21 protein-coding genes and 2 tRNA genes are annotated in these 21,240 nt (G+C 62.8%); 10 read left to right on the top strand and 13 right to left on the bottom strand.

Translation table 11 applies throughout. The features are described 5' to 3' along the window. Nucleotides 1-647: 647 nt before the first annotated feature. The 3 genes from HG250_RS01370 to HG250_RS01360 all read right to left on the bottom strand — a co-directional run bounded on the left by HG250_RS01370 (nt 648) and on the right by HG250_RS01360 (nt 3,593). Nucleotides 648-724 (bottom strand) — tRNA-Ile (locus HG250_RS01370). A gap of 70 nt (nt 725-794) precedes the next feature. Then, a complete protein-coding gene (locus tag HG250_RS01365) occupies nt 795-1,781 on the bottom strand; it encodes a polysaccharide deacetylase family protein (RefSeq protein WP_205763484.1) in 987 nt (328 codons plus the stop codon). A gap of 90 nt (nt 1,782-1,871) precedes the next feature. Then, a complete protein-coding gene (locus HG250_RS01360) occupies nt 1,872-3,593 on the bottom strand; it encodes a sensor histidine kinase (protein ID WP_170002084.1) in 1,722 nt (573 codons plus the stop codon). 264 nt (nt 3,594-3,857) lie between these two features. Between HG250_RS01360 and HG250_RS01355 the strand changes: the two genes are divergently transcribed. Together HG250_RS01355 and HG250_RS01350 are read left to right on the top strand one after the other, a co-directional pair. After that, complete coding sequence (locus HG250_RS01355; protein ID WP_170002082.1) at nt 3,858-4,319, top strand: Lrp/AsnC family transcriptional regulator; 462 nt, start codon at nt 3,858-3,860, stop codon at nt 4,317-4,319. 117 nt (nt 4,320-4,436) lie between these two features. Continuing rightward, nucleotides 4,437-5,477, top strand: a complete 1,041-nt coding sequence (locus HG250_RS01350) for an ion channel (RefSeq protein WP_170002080.1) — start codon at nt 4,437-4,439, stop codon at nt 5,475-5,477. 24 nt (nt 5,478-5,501) lie between these two features. Here HG250_RS01350 and accC read toward each other — a convergent pair whose 3' ends face one another. The 3 genes from accC to aroQ all read right to left on the bottom strand — a co-directional run bounded on the left by accC (nt 5,502) and on the right by aroQ (nt 7,904). Then, complete coding sequence (accC, locus tag HG250_RS01345) at nt 5,502-6,863, bottom strand: acetyl-CoA carboxylase biotin carboxylase subunit (protein ID WP_170002078.1); 1,362 nt, start codon at nt 6,861-6,863, stop codon at nt 5,502-5,504. A gap of 7 nt (nt 6,864-6,870) precedes the next feature. Next, nucleotides 6,871-7,377: an acetyl-CoA carboxylase biotin carboxyl carrier protein gene (gene accB / locus HG250_RS01340; protein WP_240956840.1), complete on the bottom strand. Its 507-nt coding sequence runs from the start codon at nt 7,375-7,377 to the stop codon at nt 6,871-6,873. Between the two features lie 74 nt (nt 7,378-7,451). Next, on the bottom strand, nt 7,452-7,904 hold the full coding sequence (aroQ, locus tag HG250_RS01335) for a type II 3-dehydroquinate dehydratase (RefSeq protein ID WP_170002076.1): 453 nt from the start codon (nt 7,902-7,904) through the stop codon (nt 7,452-7,454). 219 nt (nt 7,905-8,123) lie between these two features. On the opposite strand from aroQ, the gene HG250_RS01330 reads away from it, so the two are divergent. Continuing rightward, entirely contained in the window at nt 8,124-8,804 is a 681-nt protein-coding gene (locus HG250_RS01330) for a CAP domain-containing protein (RefSeq protein WP_170002074.1), read from the top strand. Nucleotides 8,805-8,850: 46 nt separating this feature from the next. Here the strand turns inward: HG250_RS01330 and HG250_RS01325 are convergent, their stop codons facing one another. After that, nucleotides 8,851-9,264 carry a holin family protein gene (locus HG250_RS01325; protein WP_170002072.1) on the bottom strand — a complete coding sequence of 138 codons (414 nt, stop codon included), beginning with the start codon at nt 9,262-9,264 and terminating at the stop codon, nt 8,851-8,853. Nucleotides 9,265-9,352: 88 nt separating this feature from the next. Then, nucleotides 9,353-10,237 carry an HpcH/HpaI aldolase/citrate lyase family protein gene (locus tag HG250_RS01320; RefSeq protein ID WP_170002070.1) on the bottom strand — a complete coding sequence of 295 codons (885 nt, stop codon included), beginning with the start codon at nt 10,235-10,237 and terminating at the stop codon, nt 9,353-9,355. A 75-nt stretch (nt 10,238-10,312) separates the two neighbouring features. On the opposite strand from HG250_RS01320, the gene HG250_RS01315 reads away from it, so the two are divergent. Continuing rightward, nucleotides 10,313-11,512, top strand: a complete 1,200-nt coding sequence (locus HG250_RS01315) for a CaiB/BaiF CoA transferase family protein (RefSeq protein ID WP_170002068.1) — start codon at nt 10,313-10,315, stop codon at nt 11,510-11,512. Nucleotides 11,513-11,514: 2 nt separating this feature from the next. On the opposite strand, the gene HG250_RS01310 is transcribed toward HG250_RS01315, so the two are convergent. After that, nucleotides 11,515-12,306 carry an SDR family oxidoreductase gene (locus HG250_RS01310; protein WP_170002066.1) on the bottom strand — a complete coding sequence of 264 codons (792 nt, stop codon included), beginning with the start codon at nt 12,304-12,306 and terminating at the stop codon, nt 11,515-11,517. A gap of 120 nt (nt 12,307-12,426) precedes the next feature. Further along, a tRNA-Pro gene (locus tag HG250_RS01305) sits at nt 12,427-12,503 on the bottom strand. A gap of 225 nt (nt 12,504-12,728) precedes the next feature. On the opposite strand from HG250_RS01305, the gene yajC reads away from it, so the two are divergent. Genes yajC through secF form a run of 3 tightly spaced genes read left to right on the top strand, consistent with a single transcriptional unit; the run spans nt 12,729 to nt 15,654 of the window. Then, a complete protein-coding gene (yajC, locus tag HG250_RS01300) occupies nt 12,729-13,049 on the top strand; it encodes a preprotein translocase subunit YajC (protein ID WP_170002064.1) in 321 nt (106 codons plus the stop codon). 13 nt (nt 13,050-13,062) lie between these two features. Continuing rightward, nucleotides 13,063-14,661, top strand: coding sequence for a protein translocase subunit SecD (secD, locus tag HG250_RS01295; RefSeq protein WP_170002062.1), 1,599 nt, complete (start codon nt 13,063-13,065; stop codon nt 14,659-14,661). Nucleotides 14,662-14,673: 12 nt separating this feature from the next. Continuing rightward, nucleotides 14,674-15,654 (top strand): protein translocase subunit SecF, encoded by a 981-nt coding sequence (secF, locus tag HG250_RS01290; RefSeq protein ID WP_170002060.1) that lies wholly within the window; start codon nt 14,674-14,676, stop codon nt 15,652-15,654. 43 nt (nt 15,655-15,697) lie between these two features. Here the strand turns inward: secF and HG250_RS01285 are convergent, their stop codons facing one another. Further along, a complete protein-coding gene (locus HG250_RS01285) occupies nt 15,698-16,933 on the bottom strand; it encodes a glycosyltransferase (protein WP_170002058.1) in 1,236 nt (411 codons plus the stop codon). Further along, complete coding sequence (locus HG250_RS01280; protein ID WP_170002056.1) at nt 16,930-17,505, bottom strand: helix-turn-helix domain-containing protein; 576 nt, start codon at nt 17,503-17,505, stop codon at nt 16,930-16,932. Before HG250_RS01280 ends, HG250_RS01285 begins: the two co-directional genes overlap by 4 nt. Before the next feature lie 92 nt (nt 17,506-17,597). Between HG250_RS01280 and HG250_RS01275 the strand changes: the two genes are divergently transcribed. Then, the gene (locus tag HG250_RS01275; protein WP_170002092.1) at nt 17,598-18,068 is read left to right on the top strand and encodes a DUF6456 domain-containing protein; all 471 of its coding nucleotides are present in this window, start codon (nt 17,598-17,600) and stop codon (nt 18,066-18,068) included. A 15-nt stretch (nt 18,069-18,083) separates the two neighbouring features. Here the strand turns inward: HG250_RS01275 and HG250_RS01270 are convergent, their stop codons facing one another. Continuing rightward, on the bottom strand, nt 18,084-19,907 hold the full coding sequence (locus HG250_RS01270; protein WP_170002054.1) for an ABC-F family ATP-binding cassette domain-containing protein: 1,824 nt from the start codon (nt 19,905-19,907) through the stop codon (nt 18,084-18,086). 105 nt (nt 19,908-20,012) lie between these two features. Here HG250_RS01270 and HG250_RS01265 point away from each other — a divergent pair, with 105 nt between their 5' ends. Further along, a complete protein-coding gene (locus HG250_RS01265) occupies nt 20,013-20,789 on the top strand; it encodes an SIMPL domain-containing protein (RefSeq protein ID WP_240956839.1) in 777 nt (258 codons plus the stop codon). A gap of 80 nt (nt 20,790-20,869) precedes the next feature. Beyond that, complete coding sequence (locus HG250_RS01260; RefSeq protein ID WP_170002052.1) at nt 20,870-21,214, top strand: PepSY domain-containing protein; 345 nt, start codon at nt 20,870-20,872, stop codon at nt 21,212-21,214. Nucleotides 21,215-21,240: the final 26 nt, after the last annotated feature.

Raw genomic sequence — 21,240 nt, 5'->3', positions numbered from 1 at the left:
GGTAGCAGTGGGCCGATCAAAGCCCACTCGTCACCCGACACACCAACCCGCTCACCCAATGCTGCCTCCAAAAGGTAGCCTTGAATCAGCGGTCGAGTCTCAGGTCAAGCTTTGTCCACGAAGCCTAAATTTTTGATTGTTTGCAATCCGGGACTTGCGCGACTGTCCCAAAATCGGGCAAGTTTACAAAGCAGATGGTCTGAGGAAGACCTGCTACTTCACCAAAAGATTTCCCGCAGAGAGCTGGCTTGGCGAAATCAATTTGCCCAGCAGGTTCGATTTGCAAACTCAGTGCCTTAACGATGGGTGCTGAACCAACATCGTTTGTAAGTAATCCTTCAAAAGAAGCGGAACCGAACGTCCGCTCTCAGGTGATTGAACCAGAAGCACGAACGGCCGAAGGTGGGGCGCATAGCGGTCGAACCTCGGTTCTGGAAAAGAGTCGATAACTTTGTTCGTCGCCTTGCCAATCTAGCCGTTTCCTAACATTTTGCCACGTACACGGGTCATACGCTCGTGGTTAAACCGCTGTTTTAGCATGGTTAATTTTGCGTGAAGGTCGCAGGTTCGCATCCTGTCTCCCCGACCAACTATCTTCCGTTCAGCGATTTGCCGGGTGCAGGCAGTTCATGCCAACGCGGCTACGGTGGTGGGCCCGGCAGGACTCGAACCCGCGACCTAGCCGTTATGAGCGGCCAGCTCTAACCAACTGAGCTACAGGCCCGACGCACCGTATGCGTGGCCTAGCCGCAGCCAATCACGAGGGCAAGACCGCTTCGGTCGGGACATTGGGATCACCGCTGCACATTCTTTAGAATTTCGCCAATTGTGGTGGGCTTCACCCCCCGAAGGCGTAACTCAGCGTAAACCGCGCGCCACCAGTCATAAAGATCGTCCAGATCCTCCTCGTTTCGGACATATGGCGTAAAACCCGGCACGAGCGACGGGCTGTGGAAGGAGAAAACGAGCACGGGCAGCTTCGCTTCGAGTGCGCAGCCGATGCCCCGCAGGGCTTCTGTCGCATTCACTCCTTCCGGGGTCAGCGAGATGCGCTCCAGCAGTCCGGCCCGGGCCATGGCGCTGCGGATGCTCGGCATGGCCTTCAGCGCGGGATAGATGCAGCGGCCGTGCTGCCGCAACCTGCCGGCAAAGGGACTGGTAAGCGGCAGTTCCAGCAGGGTGCGTTCCCGGTCGATCCAATAGGGGTGCAGGGGGTGGTTCCGGTAATCCGGCCCGCCATGCTCGCCATAATCGAAATGCGCGCGAACGGAGCTGTCGATAAGGATACCGGCATCCTTCAGCAAATCGGCCGTATTGGGCCCCAGGCCATAGCGACCGGCGCGATAGATCAACGGCTGCACGGCGAAATTCTTCGCTATGGCATCGCGCAGGCGCAGGAATTTTTCCCGCTCGACCTCGGCAGGAAGATTTCCGGCGAAACTGTTGAAACCGTTGATTTCTTCACTGTGCGGCGGGTTGACCCAGGGGTGAAGCTGTATGCCCAGTTCAGCCTTGCCGTCACGCACGGCCCCGCCGATGATCTCGATGGCAAAGGGTGAATGCGCGACCGGCCAGTCGATCAGATAAACGGGGGAGACGCCGATATTTTCGCAGAATTGCTGGAACTTCCGCAGCCGGGGCACGTGATCCAGCCCGTGCCCCGTCTGCGAAAACGGACCGTTCCAGTCGAACTCCTCCTCGGTATCGACCGTCAGCAATGCGACCGGCGCGAAGCCGGGGGCGAAAGCTGCTCCGGCCTGTGCCGGCGGAACCTCGAGCATGGAGCGCGTGAAGATGGCAAGCCCCCCTGTTGGCCTTCATCGGTTCTGATCTGCCCGGCCAGTGGCGCGCCGATGGCGGACCGGACCGCGCTAAGCGGACGAAGCCTGCCGGTCAATCGCGGGATCCAGCAGCGGCAGGCGCAGCCGGAGCGAATCGCCTACCCTGTCGAGAGTGCCGCCGATCGAGGCCGCCTCCGCACGTGAGAGACACAGGACGAAGCCGGTTCCGAACATGCCGGTATTCAAGGCGCCGGTCGGCGCCCGATTGGCGAAGGAAAAAACGTCGGCCACTTCGGCAAGCGCTTCAGGCAGGTCGAGGAGAACGGTCGCCCCCTGCGGATCGGATGACAAGCCGATTGCGATCTTCGTTCCCGTTCTGGCAGAATTTGCAAGGGTCGCCAGCAGGCGCCAAACAAGCGCCCGGCATTCATCTGCCGCCAATGCCACGCAAATATCTCCGGCGCTGTTTTCGACCGAGAAAGCAGCGCCGCGGCTCTGCAGCGAGGGAGCAAGCTGCGCGGCCGTCTCGCGCAAAATAGCGGCAAGATCGCTGCTCCCTGGCTCCATCTGCGCCGCGCCACTTTCCAGCCGGGCCAGCCGGTCCAGCGCATCGAAGCCCGACAGTATGCGTGCAGCGTCTCCCGCGATCTCGGCAGCGAAAGCGCGGTAGTCATGCGGCACCGGCCCGAACAATTGCTGCTGGATCACCTCGGCAAATCCCTGGATCGCATTTACCGGCGTCCGCAATTCGTGCAGCAACTGGCGGATGTGATCGGTAGGGTGATCGTAACCTGCCTTCGCGCAGGGTGCGAAAGCACGGCGCAGCTGGCCAGCATATCCGCTGAACGCACCCCCCGGAATGGTAAAGATCGGCACCGCGTCCAGCTGCCACGATCCGGTAATCGCCGGTGCGCCGTCCAGGACGACGGGACATTTCCGGATGATCTGGCGCCGCTGAAATGCCTCCATACCGTGGCCGGCGCGTCCTTTCGGCAGGATCTGGCCCAGCCGGATTCCAAACACCATCGCGCGAATCTGCGGTTCGGCCCGATCGATCCGGCCTTCGGCATCGGTCGCGAAATCGAACGCGTTTACCTCTCGCGGCGGCCGCGACGGAGCGAGATCGTCATGCGCTGTACCGGCCTGGCCGTTCCGAAGGCCGGGCCCATCCTCGCGGGCCTGCTTGAAGGCCGCGATCCGCCTGACGAGTGCGCCGATGGCGCTGCCCGGCTGTTCGGCAGCGGTCGCGGTCTCGTCAATGGCAGCTTCGGGCATCCGGCGGCGGCGCTGGTTCGGAGCCAGGTTCGCCTGCATGCCGGCAGGAGCCGCCGCGCCGGGTTCCGCCGCCACTTGCGCAGAAGGCCCGGCAGGGGGCTGCGGGAGACCGCGGTCGTGAATCCCGAGCCGTTCGAGCAGGCCTACGACAGAAGCCGGCAAATCCTTCCGCAGGCGCAGAAAACCACGCGCTCTCACCGGCAGATTTTCGATCAGCGCCAGCCATTCGGCTTCCGGCAGATCGGCGCGCGAAATAGCGGCCGCGGCGATATCCGGGTCCATGTCTGCCATGCGCTGCAGCACCGATGCGTTGCGGATACGCAGCCAGGGTTCGCGCAGGATCGCCGTCCGGACAGGCGCGGGGATCATCTGCGACAGGACATTCAGCCGCCGGTGCGCCTCGTCCAGCAAATTTTCGTCCGCTGCCGGATCGACCGCGCCAAGCAGATCCAAAAGCTGGCGATACTGCGTATGCGCCGCCATCGCTCCATGCGTGCGCGCACGCGTTACGGTGGCAAGGCGATCGTCGATCTGCATCTGTCTGGCGTTTTCTCCGGTGCCGCCCAATTGGCAGCCAAGCGGCCTTGCTGCAATGGCGACATATCACTTCTCCCCGACTGGCAGAGGCATGGCAGCGGGTGCGTTGCAAAGCGGGACAATTGCTGGCATCAACAATAAAATTAGCCCTTGGGGATACACAAGACGGCGAGAATTGCCTGAACGGCGCTCTTCTTTGATAGGCAAAGAAAATTGGCCTCTATGGGCGAAGAAAATCGGACAGGCAGAGGGGACAGGGGAAACATGGCCAATCTGGACCAGATAGACCGGCGGCTGCTGGCTGAATTGCAGAATGAAGGGCGAGTCACGAATGTAGAGCTGGCGCATCGCGTGGGCCTGACAGCGCCGCCGTGTCTGCGCCGGGTTCGATCGCTGGAAGAGGCAGGCGTCATTCGCGGCTACCACGCGGAACTGGACGCCTCGCAATTGGGGTTCGCCATCACGGTCTTCGCCATGGTGAGCCTGAAGAGCCAGGCCGAAGAGGCGCTGACCGAGTTCGAAAACCACATGCGCGGCCTGCCCGAGGTGCGCGAGGTGCATATGTTGAACGGCGAGATCGATTTCATTCTGAAGATCGTCAGCCGCGACCTGCAAAGCTTCCAGGAATTCCTGACCAGCAAGCTGACGCCTGCGCCGAATGTCGCCAGCGTGAAGACATCGCTCACCATCCGCACGGCCAAATATCAGCCGGGCGTGCCGCTCTGAACGGGAAATGCGCACCCCTGCGGCGGCATTTCGCAGCGGTGCACCGGAGTCAGGCGAAGGGCAGCTTCAGCGGAAGGGCTGTTGACGCGGGCCTGCTCACTTGAGCAAGGATGCAGCATGACCATGTATTTTCGGCTGTTCCTCGCGATCCTCCTCTTCTGCATCGGCCAATTGCCGGGGCAGGCAATAGCTGCGCAGACGGTGCAGATCGCCGAAGTTCCACCCTATGCCCTGAAGGATGGCAGCGGCGGCTGGAGCGGCCCTGCGGTAGACCTCTTCCGCGCTGCCGCGCAGAATGCGGGTGTCGCATACCGTTTCGTCGAAGTGCGTCCTTCGGAACTGGCCACCTCGCCTGCAATGGCGGCGTTTCCGGCATATGCTGATGGAGGTGCGCGCAAAGCCGGGACTGCAGGGACTGCCCACAGCCTGCCCTTCTATACCGATTCGGTAGGATTGATTGGCGGGGCGCAGGCAACGGGCTTCGTGGAAGGGCTCGCCAATCTTGCGAATTGGGGCTTCTTGAAAGTCGTCCTGATCGTCAGCGGCCTCATCTTCGTGGCAGGTGCGCTCTTCTGGCTGGTGGAGCGCCGCGGCAATGAATCGGTGCAGGGTTCCGAAGACCACCTCCAGCATCTTGGCGGGATCGGCAACGGCTTCTGGTGGGCCGGGGTGACCGCCACCACGATCGGTTATGGCGATATCGTTCCAAAGACCAAGGGCGGACGGGTGGTGGCCATGGTGTGGATGCTGTTTTCCATGGCATTGACCGCTATCCTGACCGCCTATCTCGTTTCGCTGACCGGCAAGCCGGGCGGCAATACGAATCTTTCCAGCGCCATAGAGGGGCAGCATGTAGGCGTCGTCGCGGGCGAGGTCGTGCAGCCTGCGGAACTCGGTTCGGCGGAGCGGGTGTCGCGCTTCGCCAGTATCTGGGAAGCCTTGCAGGCTCTGGACGCGGACCGGATCGACCTCGTCGCCTATCCTGCGGCCCAGGCCCGCGCGGTGGCGGGTGACCGGACGGTGCAGGAAACCGGCGGGTCGGTGGTCTTCCCGGTGTTCCGCTTCGCCGAAGACACAGCTTTGTCGCGCGAAATCGACCGCATCATCCTGACCCCCGCCTGGCAGAGCCGTGCACAGCAGGCATTCGGCAAAGACTGACCGGCGCGCGCCGCGGCCCGGCCGTCAGCTCTCCCGCCGGCCCAGCCAGTCCTCCAGCCATTTGATCGAATAATCGCCGGTGCGGATATCGTCCTGCTCGATCAGTTCCTGGTGCAGCGGGATCGACGTCTTCACGCCCTCGATCACCATTTCCTGCAGCGCCCGGCGCAGGCGCATCATGCATTTCTCGCGGCTGCGCCCATAGACGATCAGCTTGGCAATCATGGAATCGTAATAGGGCGGAATGGAATAACCGGCGTAGATGCCGCTATCCACGCGGACATGCATGCCGCCGGCCGCGTGATAGGCCGTGACCTTGCCGGGGCTGGGTGCGAAAGTGTAAGCATCCTCGGCATTGATCCGGCATTCGATGGCATGGCCGGTGAATCTGATTTCATCCTGCGTGCAGGACAGATTCTTGCCGCTGGCGATGCGAATCTGTTCGCGCACCAGGTCGATGCCGGTAATCATTTCCGTTACCGGATGTTCGACCTGCAGACGCGTGTTCATCTCGATGAAATAGAATTCGCCATCTTCCCACAGGAACTCGATGGTCCCGGCCCCGCGATATTCCATGTCGGCCATGGCCTTCGCCACGATACCGCCCATGCGGTCACGCTCCTCGGCCGAGATCACGGGGGAGGGCGCTTCCTCCAGCACCTTCTGATGGCGGCGCTGCAACGAACAGTCGCGTTCGCCCAGATGCACGGCCTTGCCGCGCCCGTCTCCGAAGATCTGGAATTCGATATGGCGCGGGTTGCCGAGATATTTCTCAAGATAGACCGTGTCGTCGCCAAAAGCCGATTTGGCCTCGTTCCGCGCCTGGCTCATCAGGGACTCGAGCTGGCCCTCGTCCGGCACGACCTTCATGCCCCGGCCGCCGCCGCCCGAGGCCGCCTTTACCAATACCGGATAACCGATTTCGGCCGCGACCTGACGGGCCTGTTCGACATTGTCGATCGCCCCGTCGGAACCCGGAACCAAGGGAAGACCCAGTTTGCCGGCGGTTCGCTTGGCCTCCACCTTGTCGCCCATGGTGCGGATATGTTCGGGCTTCGGGCCGATCCAGACGATGTCATGCGCCTCGACGATCTCGGCGAATTTGGCATTTTCCGACAGGAAGCCGTAACCGGGGTGGATCGCATCGCAATGCGCAATTTCCGCCGCCGAGATGATGTTGGCGACGTTCAGATAGCTGTCCGTCGCAGGTGGCGGCCCGATGCAGACGGCGTGGTTGGCAAGGCGGACATGCATGGCATCGGCATCGGCGGTGGAATGCACCGCCACGGTTTCGATACCCATCTCATGCGCGGCCCGCAGGATTCGCAAGGCGATCTCACCGCGATTGGCGATGAGAATGCGGTTTATCGGCTTGGTTTCCGGCATCGTCGGATCAGCCGATCACGACGATCGGCTGATCGAATTCGACCGGCTGCGCATTGTCGACCAGCACTGCCGTCACGGTTCCCGCCCTGTCGGCGGTGATCGGGTTCATCACCTTCATCGCTTCCACGATCAGCAGGGTGTCGCCCGCGGCAACCCTGTCGCCGATGCTGACGAAATTGGGCGATTCCGGTTCGGGTGCCAGATAACATGTGCCGACCATGGGGGAGCGGATCGCATCCGCGGCATTGTCCGGTCCGGCATCGGGCGATGCGGCTTGCGTTTGCGGTGCGGCGGGCTGACTGGCGAGCGGCGCAGCTTGGGCGGCAGCCATGTGCATGACGGGCGCGGCGGCGATGCTGCCGCGCGAAACGCGTATCTTGCGCTCCCCATCGGAAACCTCGATCTCGGTCAGTCCCGTTTCGCCCAGCATTTCCGCCAATTCGCGGACGAGTGCGCTGTCCACCGTCATTGCGCCATTGCTGCTGGCCTGTTTGTCCTCGGCATCATGAGCCATAGTGTACCTTCTGGAATATGTCAGTTGCGGGGCGGTTTATTCCGTGAAGCCGCCGGCTGGCAAGGCTGCTTCGCCTATTCGCGGCGCATTACCTGCATTTCGGCGACATATTCGAGCGCCCGGACATAGGATTGCGCGCCCATGCCCTGAAAAGTGCGGGTGGCGGCAAGGCCGACATAGGAATGGTGGCGGAAATCCTCGCGCGTGGACGGGTCGGACAGGTGGACCTCGACCACCGGCGTGCGGATGGCCCGGATCGCATCGAGCAATGCGATGCTGGTGTGAGTATAGGCGGCAGCGTTCAGCAATACGGCGTGCGCGCCTTCCGCCTGCGCTTCGTGAAGCCATTCGACGAGATGGCCTTCATGGTTGGACTGCCGCATGTCGATCGCCAGATCGAGATCGCGCGCGCGATCTTCCAGCATGGCTGCGATGTCGTCCAGCGTGTCGGAGCCATAGATCTCAGGCTCCCGCAAACCCAGCAGATTGAGGTTGGGGCCGTTCAGGACATAGACGATGTTGCTCATGCGGGCCGACTAGCCGCTGGCGCGCCGCGCGCAAACAATATTGGTAGAACGGCTTTTCCTTGTCGCCTTCTTCGGGCCCGCGCGGTTCCTCCTTCCTTGCCTTCTTATCCTCACATTCGGGTGTGACGGCAATCTGGTGAAAGTGCTCGGCGGCCCCCGGCGCGGTTAAGCAGAGCCGGCGAGTGCCATCCGCTTTTACTGCCAACTTTCCCTGCCAACTTGAAACTTTCTGCTCTCGCAAATAGGTTCATTCGGTATGGACTAGCTGCTTGTTGCAACCAGGCCGGACCGAAACCGAGCAGAAACAGGGAGGTATTTATCCCCTCGAAGCATCTGACACGAATGTCGGCTCTCATTTTGACGGCAACATCGATCATCGCCGCCTGCACGGCTTCGCCGCAGCCTGCCGGAGGGCATCCGCAGATTGCTGCGCCGATGTTGCCTGCATCGGCGAATCCCGGATTCGGTATGCGATCACACCTGCTTCAGGCTCACAATCGCGAGAGGGCGTTGATCGGTTCTGCCCCGCTCCATTGGGATCTTCAGTTGCAGGCGGAAGCCGAAGCCTATGCAGGGAAACTTGCGGCGACGGGACGTTTCGAGCATGCGCCCTCGCATTTGCTCAGGGATCAGGGCGAAAATCTTTGGACAGGAACCCGGGGCGCATTCTCTCCCGGTAGCATGGTGGCGGACTGGGCGTCCGGAAGCCGGTTCTTCCAGCACGGCGAATTTCCGAATGTCAGCCGCACCGGAAATTGGTGGGACGTGGGCCACTACACACAGGTAATCTGGCCGGAAACGCAGAAACTGGGCTGCGCGATCTCATCGTCTTCGGATTTCGACTATCTCGTGTGCCGTTACGCGCCGGCAGGAAATGTGATTGGAGCCCGGGTGCCATAGCCACGCGGGGCGGTGAGCTGAATAGCTCACCTTCGGGAAGGCTCTCTCATGCGCCGTTTCCTTGCGCCTTGCCCCATTGCCGTGCGGCGGTATAGCCGAGGTATCCGGTGCCGAACAATGCGTAGAGCGGTTCGGGCAATCCCGTCAGATAATTGTTCATCCCCGCTGCTATGTTCAGCGCCATCTGCGGGCGAAAGCCGGCCAGCACGCCCATCGGCAGCGCTGCAAGAATGATGACATACATGACGTAGAGGAAAGACGGCCGGGCGCGGCTGGTCCAGGGGTCGTCGCTTCGCGCTTCTGCGACGATGGCGGCCAGGCGCGCCTCTATCGCCTGCAGTTCCTGCGTGCCCTCCAATTCCAGCAGCTCCAGCTTCGCTCTTGCGCGGGCCTCCTTGTCGGGAACGATTCTGTCGATGATTGCGGCGATCGGCCCGACGAGCGATTGAATGACAGCCATGATGTTCCCTTCCGGTGCGTTTACCGGAAGGCTGCTAACCATATCGGTGCATGTAGGAAAGTCTTATCGGCTGAAGCCCCGGTTTCACTCACCGAGCCAGGGCGAGCAGGGCCTGCGCCTGAAGCAGATGCGGACGGTCCAGCATCGCGCCCTCGTGACCGATGGCCCCGGCTTCGGGATTGGCTGCGAACAGGGCCACGACCTCACGCGCTCGGGCAAGCTCTTCCTCACCCGGGGTAAAGGCGGCGTTGATGATCTCCACCTGCGCCGGATGGATCGCCAACATGCCCCGGAAACCGGACCGGCGCAGCATCTCCGCGCGATGTTTCAGCCCGTCCAGATCGCGGAAATCGGCCATGATGGTCTCGATCGGCGCCACCTCGGCAGCGACCGCGCCAAGCAGGCACAGGTTGCGCGCCAGTTCGTAAACCGGCGTGTAGCTGCCGTCGGGCAGGGTGCGCTGGCTGGAGCCGAGCGCGCTGGACAGATCTTCCGCTCCCCAGCTCATTGCCACCAGCCTGTCCGAACCGGGGTAGTGCCCGCGATACTCCCCTGTCGTGAACATGGCGGCGGCCGTTTCGGTGACGAGCGCGATGATCTTCGTCGCGCCCTGTTCGATGCCATTGGCCGCTTCGAGCGCCGAGAGATAATGCGACAAACGCTCGAGATCGGCGCGGCCTTCGCTTTTCGGCAGCATGATTCCCCCCGGCCTGCCGGGCATCACCTGCGCCAGATCGTCCAACGCCATTCCGCTGTTCAGCGGGTTGATTCGTACCCACAGCCGGTCATGATCGGTTGCGGCATCCAGGAAGGCCCGTGTCCTCTCCCGCGCGGCAGGCTTGCTGGCCGGAGCAACCGAATCCTCGAGATCGAAAATGACCGCGTCTGCGGGTCCGTCAGCCGCCTTTTGCATCTTCCGCTCGCTGTCGGCCGGGGCGAACAGCCATGATCTGGCGCTGAAACTGGCAGGCATCGGCATTTCCTCGACTGGTTGCTGGTTCGGCTTTTCTCTGGCGAAAAAGGGCTGCGCTGGCTAGCCCATGGCGGCATGAGCAAAACTTCCAGCAACGCACCGTCATCCGCCGGCCCCGTGCCCCATCCAGGCCCCCTGTCCGGCGTAAGGGTCGTGGATCTGACCGCCATGGTCATGGGCGCCCATGCCACGCAGATGATGGCGGATATGGGCGCCGATGTCATCAAGGTCGAGGCGCCCGAAGGCGATCCCATGCGCTGGTCGAGCGAAGGGCCGGAGCCTGAAATGTCCGGAATATTCGTCAACATCAACCGGGGCAAGCGCGGTATCGAACTCGATCTTGCAAGCTCCGCCGGAAAGGAAGCATTGCGGGCGCTGATCGAAGGCGCGGATGTGTTCATCCATTCGATGCGGGCCAAGGCCATCGCACGGCTGGGGTTCGATTACGCGGCGGTGCGGGACATCCGGCCCGATGTCGTCTATGTCAACGGCTATGGCTACGGGCGGGGCGGGCCCTATGCCGACTTCCCCGCTTACGACGACACGATCCAGGCGGAGGTCGGCCTGCCGCACCTGCAGGAAATGGTCACGGGAGAACCCGGCTTCGTCACGACCATCATGGCGGACAAGATCGCCGGAATGGCGATGTTCCAGGCCAGCCTGCTGGCGCTGTTCCACAAGCAGCGGACGGGGGAGGGCCAGGAGGTCGAAGTGTCGATGTTCGAGACGATGAGCGCCTTCATGCTGGTGGAACATGCCAATGGCGCCATCTTCGATCCGCCCACCGCGCCGGCGCATTACCACCGGATAACCTCGCCGGAACGGCGGCCCTATCGCACGGCGGACGGGCACATTGCGGCGATGGTCTATAACGACCGGCAGTGGAACGCCTTCGTGGATGCCGTCAGGCCGGAATGGTGCGACGGGAGCTATGACACTCTGGCAAAACGTGCAGCCAGGGTGGGCGAAGTCTATGCCAATCTGCGATGGACCTTCGCCACCCGCAGCACGGCGGAATGGCTCCACCTGCTGCGCGGGTTGGGCATTCCTTGCGCGCCGCTACGCTCGACCGCCGATCTGTTCGATAACGAGCATCTGGAAGCGGTCGGCTTCTTCAAAACTGTCGATTCAGGCTACGGCCAGTTGACGCTTCCCGGCATGCCCGCACGATTCTCGAAAACGCCGGGCAGGATCGCCGGACCCGCGCCGCGCAGGGGCGAACATACTGCCGAGATCCTGCGCGAACTCGGGCTGGACGAACCGCCGGGCGGCTGAACTCAGGCAAGGCCCCGCGACATATCCAGCCGCGAGGCATCGCCGACCTGACTGCCGCCATCGCAGTCAAGGATCGTACCCGTCACATAAGCCGCCGCATCGGAGCACAGGAAGACCGCGCTCTCCGCGACATCGCGCGCGGTGCCCCACCGCTTCATGGCGATCCGCGCTTCATGGGCGGCCCTTGTCGCCGGGTCCGGGGCGAGGCGCTTCATGCCCTCGGTATCGGCAATCGGACCGGGCGATATGCCGTTCACCCGCACGTCGGGGCCCCATTCCAGCGCAAGCACCCGCACAAGCTGGTTGATACCGGCCTTCGCCGCGCAAGCGTGGGATTGCAGCGCCATGGCGTTCACCGCCTGGCCCGCCGTGATGGCGATGAGCGATGCGCCGGGCGTATTCAGCAGATCGTGGGAGCCGCGAAAGACATTGAAGGTGCCATTCAGATCGATATCGACCACGGTAGCGAATGCATTCGCCGACATGGCGAGAGCGGGGGCGAGAAAATTACCGGCCGCACCGGAGATGACGATGTCAAGCGCGCCATGAGTGTCATGCGCCTGGACCATGGCACTGCGCACAATTTCATAGTCGCGAACATCGGCAGAAAGGCCCAGCGCGCCATTGCCGATGGTTGCAGCGGCGCGTCGCGCCTTGTCTTCATCGCGGCCGCAAACCGTGACTTTCGCGCCCAGTTCGGCGAGCCGGATGGCGATACCCAGGTTGATGCCGCTGGTGCCGCCCGCAATGAAGGCGGACTTTCCTGCGAACAAATTATCACGAAAAGGGCTCATCGATCCGGTCCTCGCTTCGGTGCAAATGCCGCGCAGGAATTGATACGACGAATTTGCCGCCAGGACGAGCCATGCCGATCGCCGGGTCCAGTCCGAACTGACGGTGAGGGGATTTACCACTGGTCGGGACGAGAGGATTCGAACCTCCGACCCCCACACCCCCAGTGTGATGCGCTACCAGGCTGCGCTACGTCCCGATCCAGTGGAGCGCGGGCCTATAGATCGTGGTTCGGCCCTTGGCAAGCGCGGGTTTGCCTGAATGGCGTTTGGCTGATCCGATGGCGCAATCGGCTGTGAAGCACACGCCGGGACTCGTTGCTCTGCCCGTGCAATGCTGCTAGGCGCGCCGGACGCGGCAGGCCGAGTGATCGACTGTCGGGACGCCTTTGCCAAACCTTTGACGATACAGGCTTGATTTTGTGATGAATCATTTTCTCGCTGCGGTCGGGACCGACGCGCCGCCAGCCCTGCTGCAATTCCTTCCGCTCATCGGCATGGGGCTGATCTTCTGGTTCCTGATCATCCGCCCGCAGATGAAGCGGCAGAAGGAACACGCCGCCAAGGTGGCCGGGCTGAAGAAGGGCGATCAGGTCGTCACTGCTGGCGGGCTGATCGGCAAGGTCGTGAAGGTCGATGAAAATTACGCCGACATTGAACTTGGCCAGAATATTCGCGTGAAGGCCGTGAAAAGCACGATCGGGGACATCATCCCGCCAGGCGGCACAACCGCCGCGAACGACTGAGGCTGCAACCCCGATGCTTGAATTTCCGCGCTGGAAGAAGATCTGGCTCAGTGGTCTGACGCTGCTGGCGATCCTCGCCGCGCTGCCGTCCCTGCTGTCGGTGGTGAATGTCCGCTGGCCTTCTGCGCTGCCCGATCCGATGGTCAATCTGGGTCTCGATCTGGCCGGTGGCAGCCATATCCTGCTGGAGGCCGACCCTGACGAGGTCGCGGCCCTGAGGCTGGAGAATGCCGAGGAAACCGTGCGCAGCCTGATGCGCGATGCCGAGCCGCGCATCCGTATCGGGGATCTTTCGACAGCTAACGGCCGCCTCAGCTTCATGCTGGAAAACGGCAGTGACGTGGACAGGGCGCGCGAATTGCTGCTGCCCTTCGTCAATGGAACGGGGATGACCCGCGAATGGGATCTGTCGGTACTCGACCGCTCGCGGGTGGTCCTGACGCCGACCGAGGACGGACTCGGCACCGCCGTGGCGCAGGCGATGGACAGTGCGACCGAGGTCGTGCGCCGCAGGATCGACGAACTGGGCACGCGTGAGCCGACGATCATCCAGCAGGGTGACAACCGCATCGTGGTCCAGGTTCCCGGCCTGGAAAATCCCGATCAGCTGAAGGATCTGCTGGGCCAGACGGCGGCGCTCGAATTCAAGCTCGTCGATCAGACGGCGCTGCCATCGGATGTCGCGCAGGGCATTGCGCCTCCGGGAAGTCAGATCGTGCCTTACGCGGCCGGGACGCCGTTCGAGGGACAATCGATTGCGGTTCGCCGGCTTGGCGGCATTCAGGGCGACAGCCTGGTGAATGCGCAGCAGACCTTCGATCAGCAGAATAACGAAGCTGTCGTCAGTATCGAATTCGATCAGCAGGGGGCATCGCGTTTTGCCCGGTTGACGACGGAAAATGTCGGCAAGCCCTTCGCCATCATCCTCGACGGCGAGGTGCTGTCGGCTCCCAACATCAACGAACCGATCCGTGGCGGTGCCGCCCAGATTTCCGGCAGCTTCACGGCCGAAAGCGCCAATGCGCTGGCCATTTCGCTGCGGTCGGGTGCGCTGCCGGTCGATCTCGCGGTGGTCGAGGAGCGCACGGTCGGCCCCGATCTCGGTGCCGATTCGATCCGCAAGGGCCTCCTGGCCATGATGATCGGTTCCGTGGCCGTCATCGTGCTGATGATCGTCAGCTATGGCCGTTTCGGGGTCTATGCCACCGTGGCGCTGGTGCTGAACGTGCTGATGCTGCTCGGCATCATGGCGATCATGGGAACGACCCTGACCCTGCCAGGCATCGCGGGGTTCGTGCTGACCATCGGCGCGGCGGTCGATGCCAATGTCCTCATCAACGAGAGAATACGCGAGGAACGCAAGCGCGGACGGCGGGTCGTCGCAGCGGTCGAGAATGGCTACAAGGAAGCGAGCCGCGCGATCTACGATGCGAATGTGACCAATTTCATCGCCGGCGTTCTGCTGTTCCTGTTCGGTTCGGGCCCGATTCGCGGCTTTGCGGTCGTGCTGATCATCGGCCTGTTCACATCGGTCTTCACCGCCGTCACGCTCACGCGCATGTGGGTTGCCGGCTGGCTGCGCAAGGCGCGGCCGACAGACCTCAACATCTAGAGGCGAGCCATCATGCGACTTCTGAAACTCGTCCCGGACGATACGAATATCAACTTCCTCAAGTGGCGTATGCCCTTCTATGTCGTCAGCCTTCTGCTGATAGCGGCAAGCTGGGCGCTCGTTTTCACGCAAGGACTGAACTACGGCGTCGATTTCGCCGGGGGACAGGAGATCCGCGCGACCTTCGTCGGGCAGGAGGAGGCTGACATTCCCGCCATCCGCAGGACGGTCGGCGGACTGCAGGATGTCGGCGATCCCGTCGTCCAGCGCTTCGGTTCGCCCAACGAGGTGTCGATCCGCGTTAAGCTGCCACCCGAAGCCGAGGGCAATCCGGGGTTCGCCGACCGGATGACGCGCACGATTACCGACGCTCTTCAGGCGCAGTACCCCTCCATCCGTATCGACGGGGTGGATTCGGTGAGCGGCAAGGTTTCCGGCGAGTTCAGGGAAAAAGCCGCCTATGCCCTGCTGGCTGCCATGCTGGCGATCGCCATGTACATCTGGGTCCGCTTCGAATGGCAGTTCGGGGTAGGGGCGCTGTTCGCCCTGTTTCACGACGTGTCGCTGACGCTGGGCATGTTCGCCTTGTTCCAGATGGAATTCAGCCTCCAGATCATCGCGGCCATTCTGGCGATCATCGGCTATTCGCTGAACGATACGATCGTCGTTTACGACCGCATCCGTGAAAATCTGAAGAAGTTCCGCAAGATGCCCTTGCCCGAACTGCTGGACCTCTCGGTGAATGAAACGCTCGCGCGGACCGTGATGACCTCGCTGACGCTGCTCGTCGCGCTGATCCCGCTGCTGCTGTTCGGCCCCGCCAGCCTGTTCGGACTGGTCGCGGCAATTACGCTGGGTATTTTCGTCGGCACCTACAGTTCGGTCTACATGGCGGCGCCGATCCTGATCTGGCTGGGCGTCACCTCGCGCAGCTTCGTGCCGCAGGAAGGCGCTGCCGACCGTCAGGAGCGGATCGCGCGCGGCGAAGGCTGACCGGACCGACCGCGCGAACGCGCTTTTGTCTGAAAGCGCGCGTTTACTTCACCCTCAAGGTCTCCTTCACAGTACCGGTGACTGCCGCGTCGTAATATCTCGCGAGCATCCTCGCATTTTCACGCCAGCTGAACCGCCGCGCCGCCGCAGCGGCAGCGTCGGCTGTGGGCAGAGCAGCGAGCAGATCCTGCACTCCGGCAGCAATACTCCTCGCGTCCCGTTCCACGATCAGCCCGGCGTCCCTGCCGGTGACTACTTCCCGGGCGCCGCCGACATCGCTGATGACGATGGGCGTGCCGCAGGCGAGTGCTTCGATCCAGGCATTGGCCAGGCCCTCGCTTGCCGAGGGCAGCACCATGATATCGGCCGCAGAGAGCAGCAGCGGCAGCACATCATGATCGACGGAGCCGAGAAAGTGCACGCGATCGGCAAGCCCCTGCCGCGCCGCCTGTCTGCGGAAAGTGGCTTCATCAGGCCCCTCGCCGACGAGCAGGAGATGGGCGGCAGGCAGCTCCTCCAGCGCCGAGAGGACGAGCTGCTGCCCCTTGCGTTCGACCAGGGCGCCCACGGTCGCCAGCCAGGGCGCGCTGCCGGGCAGATCAATGCCCAGTTCCGCAGCTATTCTCCGCCGGAGAGCGGCATGATCGAGAGGCCGGAACCGGTCATGGTCCAGCCCGGTATAATGCAACGCGGTCCTGTCCGGCGGAATGCCGATCGCTCTCATGTCCTCTGCCAGCGCGCCGCATACTGCCAGCAGCAAATCCGCGGTGCCGGCGCTGCGCATCATGGCCTTTCGCGCGTAGCGCTTGCCGCCCCAGAAATGAATGTCCCCCCCGCGTGCCTTTATCGCCAGAGGCAGATCAAGGGCGCGCGCGATCCGCTCTGCAGCCGGGCCGTCCGGATAGAAGAACTGCGCATCCACCATGTCGAACGGTGTTTCTGCATGGAGGCGGCGCGCGAGCGGCAGGATCGATCGCGCGATCATTGCCGGATTGATGCGTCCACCGATGCGCGGAAGCAGCGGGAAGACAGGACGGTGAACCGGGATGCCATTCTCCATCCCGTCCACCGCTGCCTCTTTCAAGGCGCGGTAGCGACCCATGGCGATGGGCGGCACGCCGATGGGATTGATGACTGTAACCTCCCAAGCCTCGTGCCGGGCGAGCGCCTCCAGCGAGCGTGCGACGAAGCTGCCGAACCGGGGCCGCTGCCGATTGGGATAGAGCGTGGAGATCGAAAGGAGGCGCCGGGTTGCTGCCGGCGCAGTATCGCCGCTCACAACCGGCGGACCAGCATTTCCGCAACCGCGATCCACGCAGGGTCATCTACCACCAGCTGTTTCTGGCCGGCACCGGGCGGCAGAATTCCGACCATGGCGCCTCGCCTGTCGATCAGACGGCCGAAGGCGAAACGGCCACCTTTTCGCGGCACCAGCACGTCACGATTGACGGCGCGGGCGGCGTCGGAGGGTTTCGCCTGCCTGAGCCAGAGCTGGTCGCCGTTTCGATACTCGCCCGCACTTGCCGTGATATCCAGAACCATCAGCGCATCGCCATTTGTCGCCAGCTCGCTCACGAGCAGTGCATCGCGGGGGCTGGACAGCGCCTCTGCGCCCCTGTCGGTCAGAATCGCCACGATCTGGGGCGCGGCCATGGCTTCGGACCGCACCAGCATCTCGGGTTCCACTTGCAGAGCAGCGCCGATACGTTCCATCCATTTCAGCGAAAGATTACGCATCCCGGTTTCAAGCCGTCCGATCGTCTGGGCCGTGGTCGGCGGGTCGCAGGCTGCCGCCACATCGGACAGGGTCATGCCCTTGTCTTTGCGGATCGCGCGGATGCGGTTGATCATACGATAGGTTACCTAACCAAATTGGCTTTTCACTTTCCTACAACCATGCCTTTTTGGCAAGCGCGGATTCAGTTCAGATAAGGATTTGCATGATGCAGCGCAAACTCGTGGAACGGGAATTGACTTCGCAGGGGCCATCGCGGCGAACAGCAGACAGGAACACCCGTCGCAGCGTCACCATAAATGTCGACGAATCGCCGCTATCATGGCTCCATGCACGGGGCCATATTGATGACCGCCTGTTCGACGCGGGCGAGCGATTGCGATCCGATTACGAGAAAGCGCAGTTGAGCCCCAGAGTGACCATGAGCTGGAACCCGGTCCGGAGCAAAGGGGCCGACAGCGGCCTGACACCGACGGAGCGGCAAATGGCCGCAAAAGCCCGGTTCGACGGGGCGCTGGAAAATGCGGGCACCGGCCTTGCCGATATTTTGTGGCGCGTGGTCTGCGGCGGCGAAAGCCTGTCCGATGCGGAGAAGGACCTGTCATGGCCGGCACGCAGCGGCAAGCTGGTCCTGAAGCTGGCGCTGGACCGGGTGGCTACATTCTACCGGATCAACTGACCCAACAATCTTTGGTCAGCCCTCGACCAGTTCCGCCAGTTCCAGCCAGCGATCTTCGGCCGTGTCCTTCTCGGCACGCGCATTCTCGATCCCTTGGGAAATTTCGCGAAAGCGGGCGTTGTCGGCGGTGAACAGGTCCGGATCGGACAGGATCTGTTCTCCCTTGATTATGGCGCTTTCCAGTTCGGCGATCCGCTGCGGCAGAAGGTCGTAATCACGCTGGTCCTTATAGGACAGCTTTCTGGATGGCGGCGGCGGCGCGGTGGGTGATGGGGCAGGAGCGGGAGGGCCGCGGCTTTCCGCCGAGGCTTTCGTGACGCGATCCCTGGACGTGCGCCGCGTCCGTTTCGCTTCCCAATCCGCATAGCCGCCGGCCACGATATCGACCAATCCGCTGCCATCCAGCCCCAGCGTCAGATTGACCGTCCGGTCGAGGAAATCGCGATCATGGCTGACGATCAGGACCGTGCCTTCGTAATCGGCAATCACTTCCTGCAGAAGGTCCAGCGTTTCGAGGTCGAGATCGTTGGTCGGTTCGTCCAGCACGAGCAGATTGGACTTGCGGGCAAATTCGCGCGCGAGCAACAGCCGCGAACGTTCTCCGCCCGACAGCGTCGCCACCTTCGTATCGACGATGCCGGGATCGAACAGGAAATCCTTCAGATAACCCTGCACATGCTTGCGAGTGCCATCCACATCGATCCAGTCGCCGCCTTCGGCCAATATGTCGCGCACGCTCTTGTCCGGCTGCAACAGGGCGCGCTGCTGGTCGATCATCACGCCGGTCAATGTCCTGGCGATGGTGACCTTGCCGGTATCGGGTGGAATTTCTCCGGTCAGCAGCTTCAGCAGAGTCGTCTTGCCCGCACCATTCGCCCCGACAACACCGATGCGGTCGCCCCTCTGGATCCGCAGGGAGAAGTCCCGGATGACGGACCGGCCGTCGTAGGTTTTCGCAACCTTGTCCGCGACGATGACCGATTTGGAGCGGGTTTCGTCCTCGCTTGCCAGTTTCAGCTTTGCCGTGCCGGCGGGGTCGATCATCGCGGCGCGGCGAGCGCGCATCTCGTGTAGTTTTTCCAGCCTGCCCTGATTGCGCTTGCGGCGGGCGGTCACGCCGCGCTCCAGCCAATGCGCCTCCAGCTTCAGCCGCGCGTCGAGCCTTTCGGCCGCGCGGGCTTCTTCCGCCATGACCTGTTCTTCCCAGGCCTCATATCCGCCGAAGCCGACGTCCTTGCGGCGCAGCAGGCCGCGGTCGAGCCACAGCGTTGCATTGGTGAGACGGTTCAGGAACGTCCGGTCGTGGCTGATAACGATGAACGCACCGCGATAGCGGCTGAGCCAGTCCTCGAGCCAGTCGATCGCGGCCAGGTCGAGATGATTGGTCGGTTCGTCCATCAGCAGCAGGTCGGGGTCCTGCGCCAGGGCCCGGGCTATGGCCGCCCTGCGCCTTTCGCCGCCGCTCGCGCCTTCTGCCGGGGTCGTCATGTCGATGCCGAGTTGATCGGCGATCGCCTCCACCTCGTAGCTTTCCGGCGCATCGTCGCCCGCCAGCGCGAAATCCATCAGGGTTTCGCAGTCCGAAAAATCCGGCTCCTGCTCCAATGTGGCGATCCGTGTGCCCGGCTTGACCTTGCGCAGGCCGCGATCGGGTTCGATGATGTCGCGGATCAGGCGGAACAGTGTCGTCTTGCCGGCGCCGTTCCTGCCGATCAGCGCCATGCGGTCACGCGGGCCGACGTGAAGATCGAGGTCGTCGCTGTCGCCGCCGCCGAACAGCCAGCGGCCGCCCTGCTGCAGACCGATGCCTTCGAGGCTGAGAATGGGTGGTTGCGCCATGCAGGGCAGTTAGGGGGGCATGCAGCCATGGACAAGGGCGATGCGCCCGCGCTACTATGTGTTCTTTAGGTTCATTGTGTTCTTGAGGTTCATTGGCTGTCCATCATGAACATTGCACCCGTGGCAGCCAGCAAGATCTGGAGTAACGATTACATGATGCGATATACATCCCGCTTCGCTGCCGCGATCATCTCGGCACCGATCTGCGCTGCGCCGGCAATAGCAGCCGAAATCCAGGTGGCGGCGCAGGGCCCGGTCGTCGAATTGAGCGTGACCGAGACGGTCGAGGCGGAACCGGACATCGCGCAGATTACCGCAGGCGTGACCACCACGGCACCGACGGCGGTCGAGGCCATGCGGATGAATGCCGAGCGGATGAACGCGGTGGTGGCGCGGATCAAGGCTCTGGGTATCGCGGAACGCGACATCCAGACGACAGGCATCAATCTTTCGGCTGATTACGAATATGATCAGCAGACCCGCCAGCAGATTTTTCGCGGGTACAATGCGTCCAACCGTGTCCAGGTGAAGCTGCGCGATGTAAGCCGCACCGGGCCTGTTCTGGACGCCCTGGTCGCGGCCGGTGCGAACGATATCGGCGGCCCGTCCTTCTCCATCGACGACGATACGCAGGCACAGGCGCAGGCACGGCAAGCTGCGATGCGCAAGGCACAGGCGCAGGCGCAGGATTATGCGCGCTGGGCGGGATATTCCGGTGTCAGATTGCTGCAGGTGGGCGAGAACGTCCGATCCGGCCCGCCGATGCCCATGGCCAGCCCCGCCATCATGGTGACCGGAAGCAGGCGCGAAAGAACACCCGTGCAGCCCGGTCTGGTGGGAACATCCGTCACGATTAACGTGACCTACGAGATGACCCGATAAAGCGCGTCAGCAAGGGAGTGGCCGATTTTGCGCCGTCCCATTCAGAAGGGGTTAAAAGCTGCGCCCTTAGGCTTCCCGGCATGATTCCAGGAATATCCCGTATCGCCACTTTCCTGCCCAGTCTGCGCATCGGCATTGCCGCCGCGGCGGGTGCGGCCCTGACCCTGTCTGCTGTCGCGGCGACGCCTGCACTCGCGCAGCGTAGCGAGCAGGGCGCGGCGCGCAAGGAGATGAAGGCGGGTAACGTGCTGTCCCTGCGCGAGATCGAACGGCGTATCCTGCCGATGATGAAGGGCTATGAATATCTCGGCCCCGCCTATGATTCGGCGGCGCTGGCCTATCGCCTGAAGTTCATCAGGGACGGACGGGTCGTGTTCGTTGATGTCGACGCCCGCACGGGCCGAGTCATCAACCGCACCCGCTGAGAGCGAGCGGCCTGATGACACACGCC

This window comes from Pseudopontixanthobacter vadosimaris, assembly GCF_012979275.1.
Lineage (GTDB): Bacteria > Pseudomonadota > Alphaproteobacteria > Sphingomonadales > Sphingomonadaceae > Pseudopontixanthobacter > Pseudopontixanthobacter vadosimaris.
The sequence above is the reverse complement of the archived record's forward strand: the minus strand, read 5'-3'. Positions and strand labels throughout refer to the sequence as shown.

Coding starts and splice junctions, on each gene's coding strand:
- HG250_RS01365 (WP_205763484.1), bottom strand. CDS start 1,781: ATGCTCGAGGTTCCGCCGGCACAGGCCGGAGCAGCTTTCGCCCCCGGC.
- HG250_RS01360 (WP_170002084.1), bottom strand. CDS start 3,593: ATGCAGATCGACGATCGCCTTGCCACCGTAACGCGTGCGCGCACGCAT.
- HG250_RS01355 (WP_170002082.1), top strand. CDS start 3,858: ATGGCCAATCTGGACCAGATAGACCGGCGGCTGCTGGCTGAATTGCAG.
- HG250_RS01350 (WP_170002080.1), top strand. CDS start 4,437: ATGACCATGTATTTTCGGCTGTTCCTCGCGATCCTCCTCTTCTGCATC.
- accC (WP_170002078.1), bottom strand. CDS start 6,863: ATGCCGGAAACCAAGCCGATAAACCGCATTCTCATCGCCAATCGCGGT.
- accB (WP_240956840.1), bottom strand. CDS start 7,377: ATGGCTCATGATGCCGAGGACAAACAGGCCAGCAGCAATGGCGCAATG.
- aroQ (WP_170002076.1), bottom strand. CDS start 7,904: ATGAGCAACATCGTCTATGTCCTGAACGGCCCCAACCTCAATCTGCTG.
- HG250_RS01325 (WP_170002072.1), bottom strand. CDS start 9,264: ATGGCTGTCATTCAATCGCTCGTCGGGCCGATCGCCGCAATCATCGAC.
- HG250_RS01320 (WP_170002070.1), bottom strand. CDS start 10,237: ATGCCTGCCAGTTTCAGCGCCAGATCATGGCTGTTCGCCCCGGCCGAC.
- HG250_RS01315 (WP_170002068.1), top strand. CDS start 10,313: ATGAGCAAAACTTCCAGCAACGCACCGTCATCCGCCGGCCCCGTGCCC.
- HG250_RS01310 (WP_170002066.1), bottom strand. CDS start 12,306: ATGAGCCCTTTTCGTGATAATTTGTTCGCAGGAAAGTCCGCCTTCATT.
- yajC (WP_170002064.1), top strand. CDS start 12,729: ATGAATCATTTTCTCGCTGCGGTCGGGACCGACGCGCCGCCAGCCCTG.
- secD (WP_170002062.1), top strand. CDS start 13,063: ATGCTTGAATTTCCGCGCTGGAAGAAGATCTGGCTCAGTGGTCTGACG.
- secF (WP_170002060.1), top strand. CDS start 14,674: ATGCGACTTCTGAAACTCGTCCCGGACGATACGAATATCAACTTCCTC.
- HG250_RS01280 (WP_170002056.1), bottom strand. CDS start 17,505: ATGATCAACCGCATCCGCGCGATCCGCAAAGACAAGGGCATGACCCTG.
- HG250_RS01275 (WP_170002092.1), top strand. CDS start 17,598: ATGCAGCGCAAACTCGTGGAACGGGAATTGACTTCGCAGGGGCCATCG.
- HG250_RS01270 (WP_170002054.1), bottom strand. CDS start 19,907: ATGGCGCAACCACCCATTCTCAGCCTCGAAGGCATCGGTCTGCAGCAG.
- HG250_RS01265 (WP_240956839.1), top strand. CDS start 20,013: ATGAACATTGCACCCGTGGCAGCCAGCAAGATCTGGAGTAACGATTAC.
- HG250_RS01260 (WP_170002052.1), top strand. CDS start 20,870: ATGATTCCAGGAATATCCCGTATCGCCACTTTCCTGCCCAGTCTGCGC.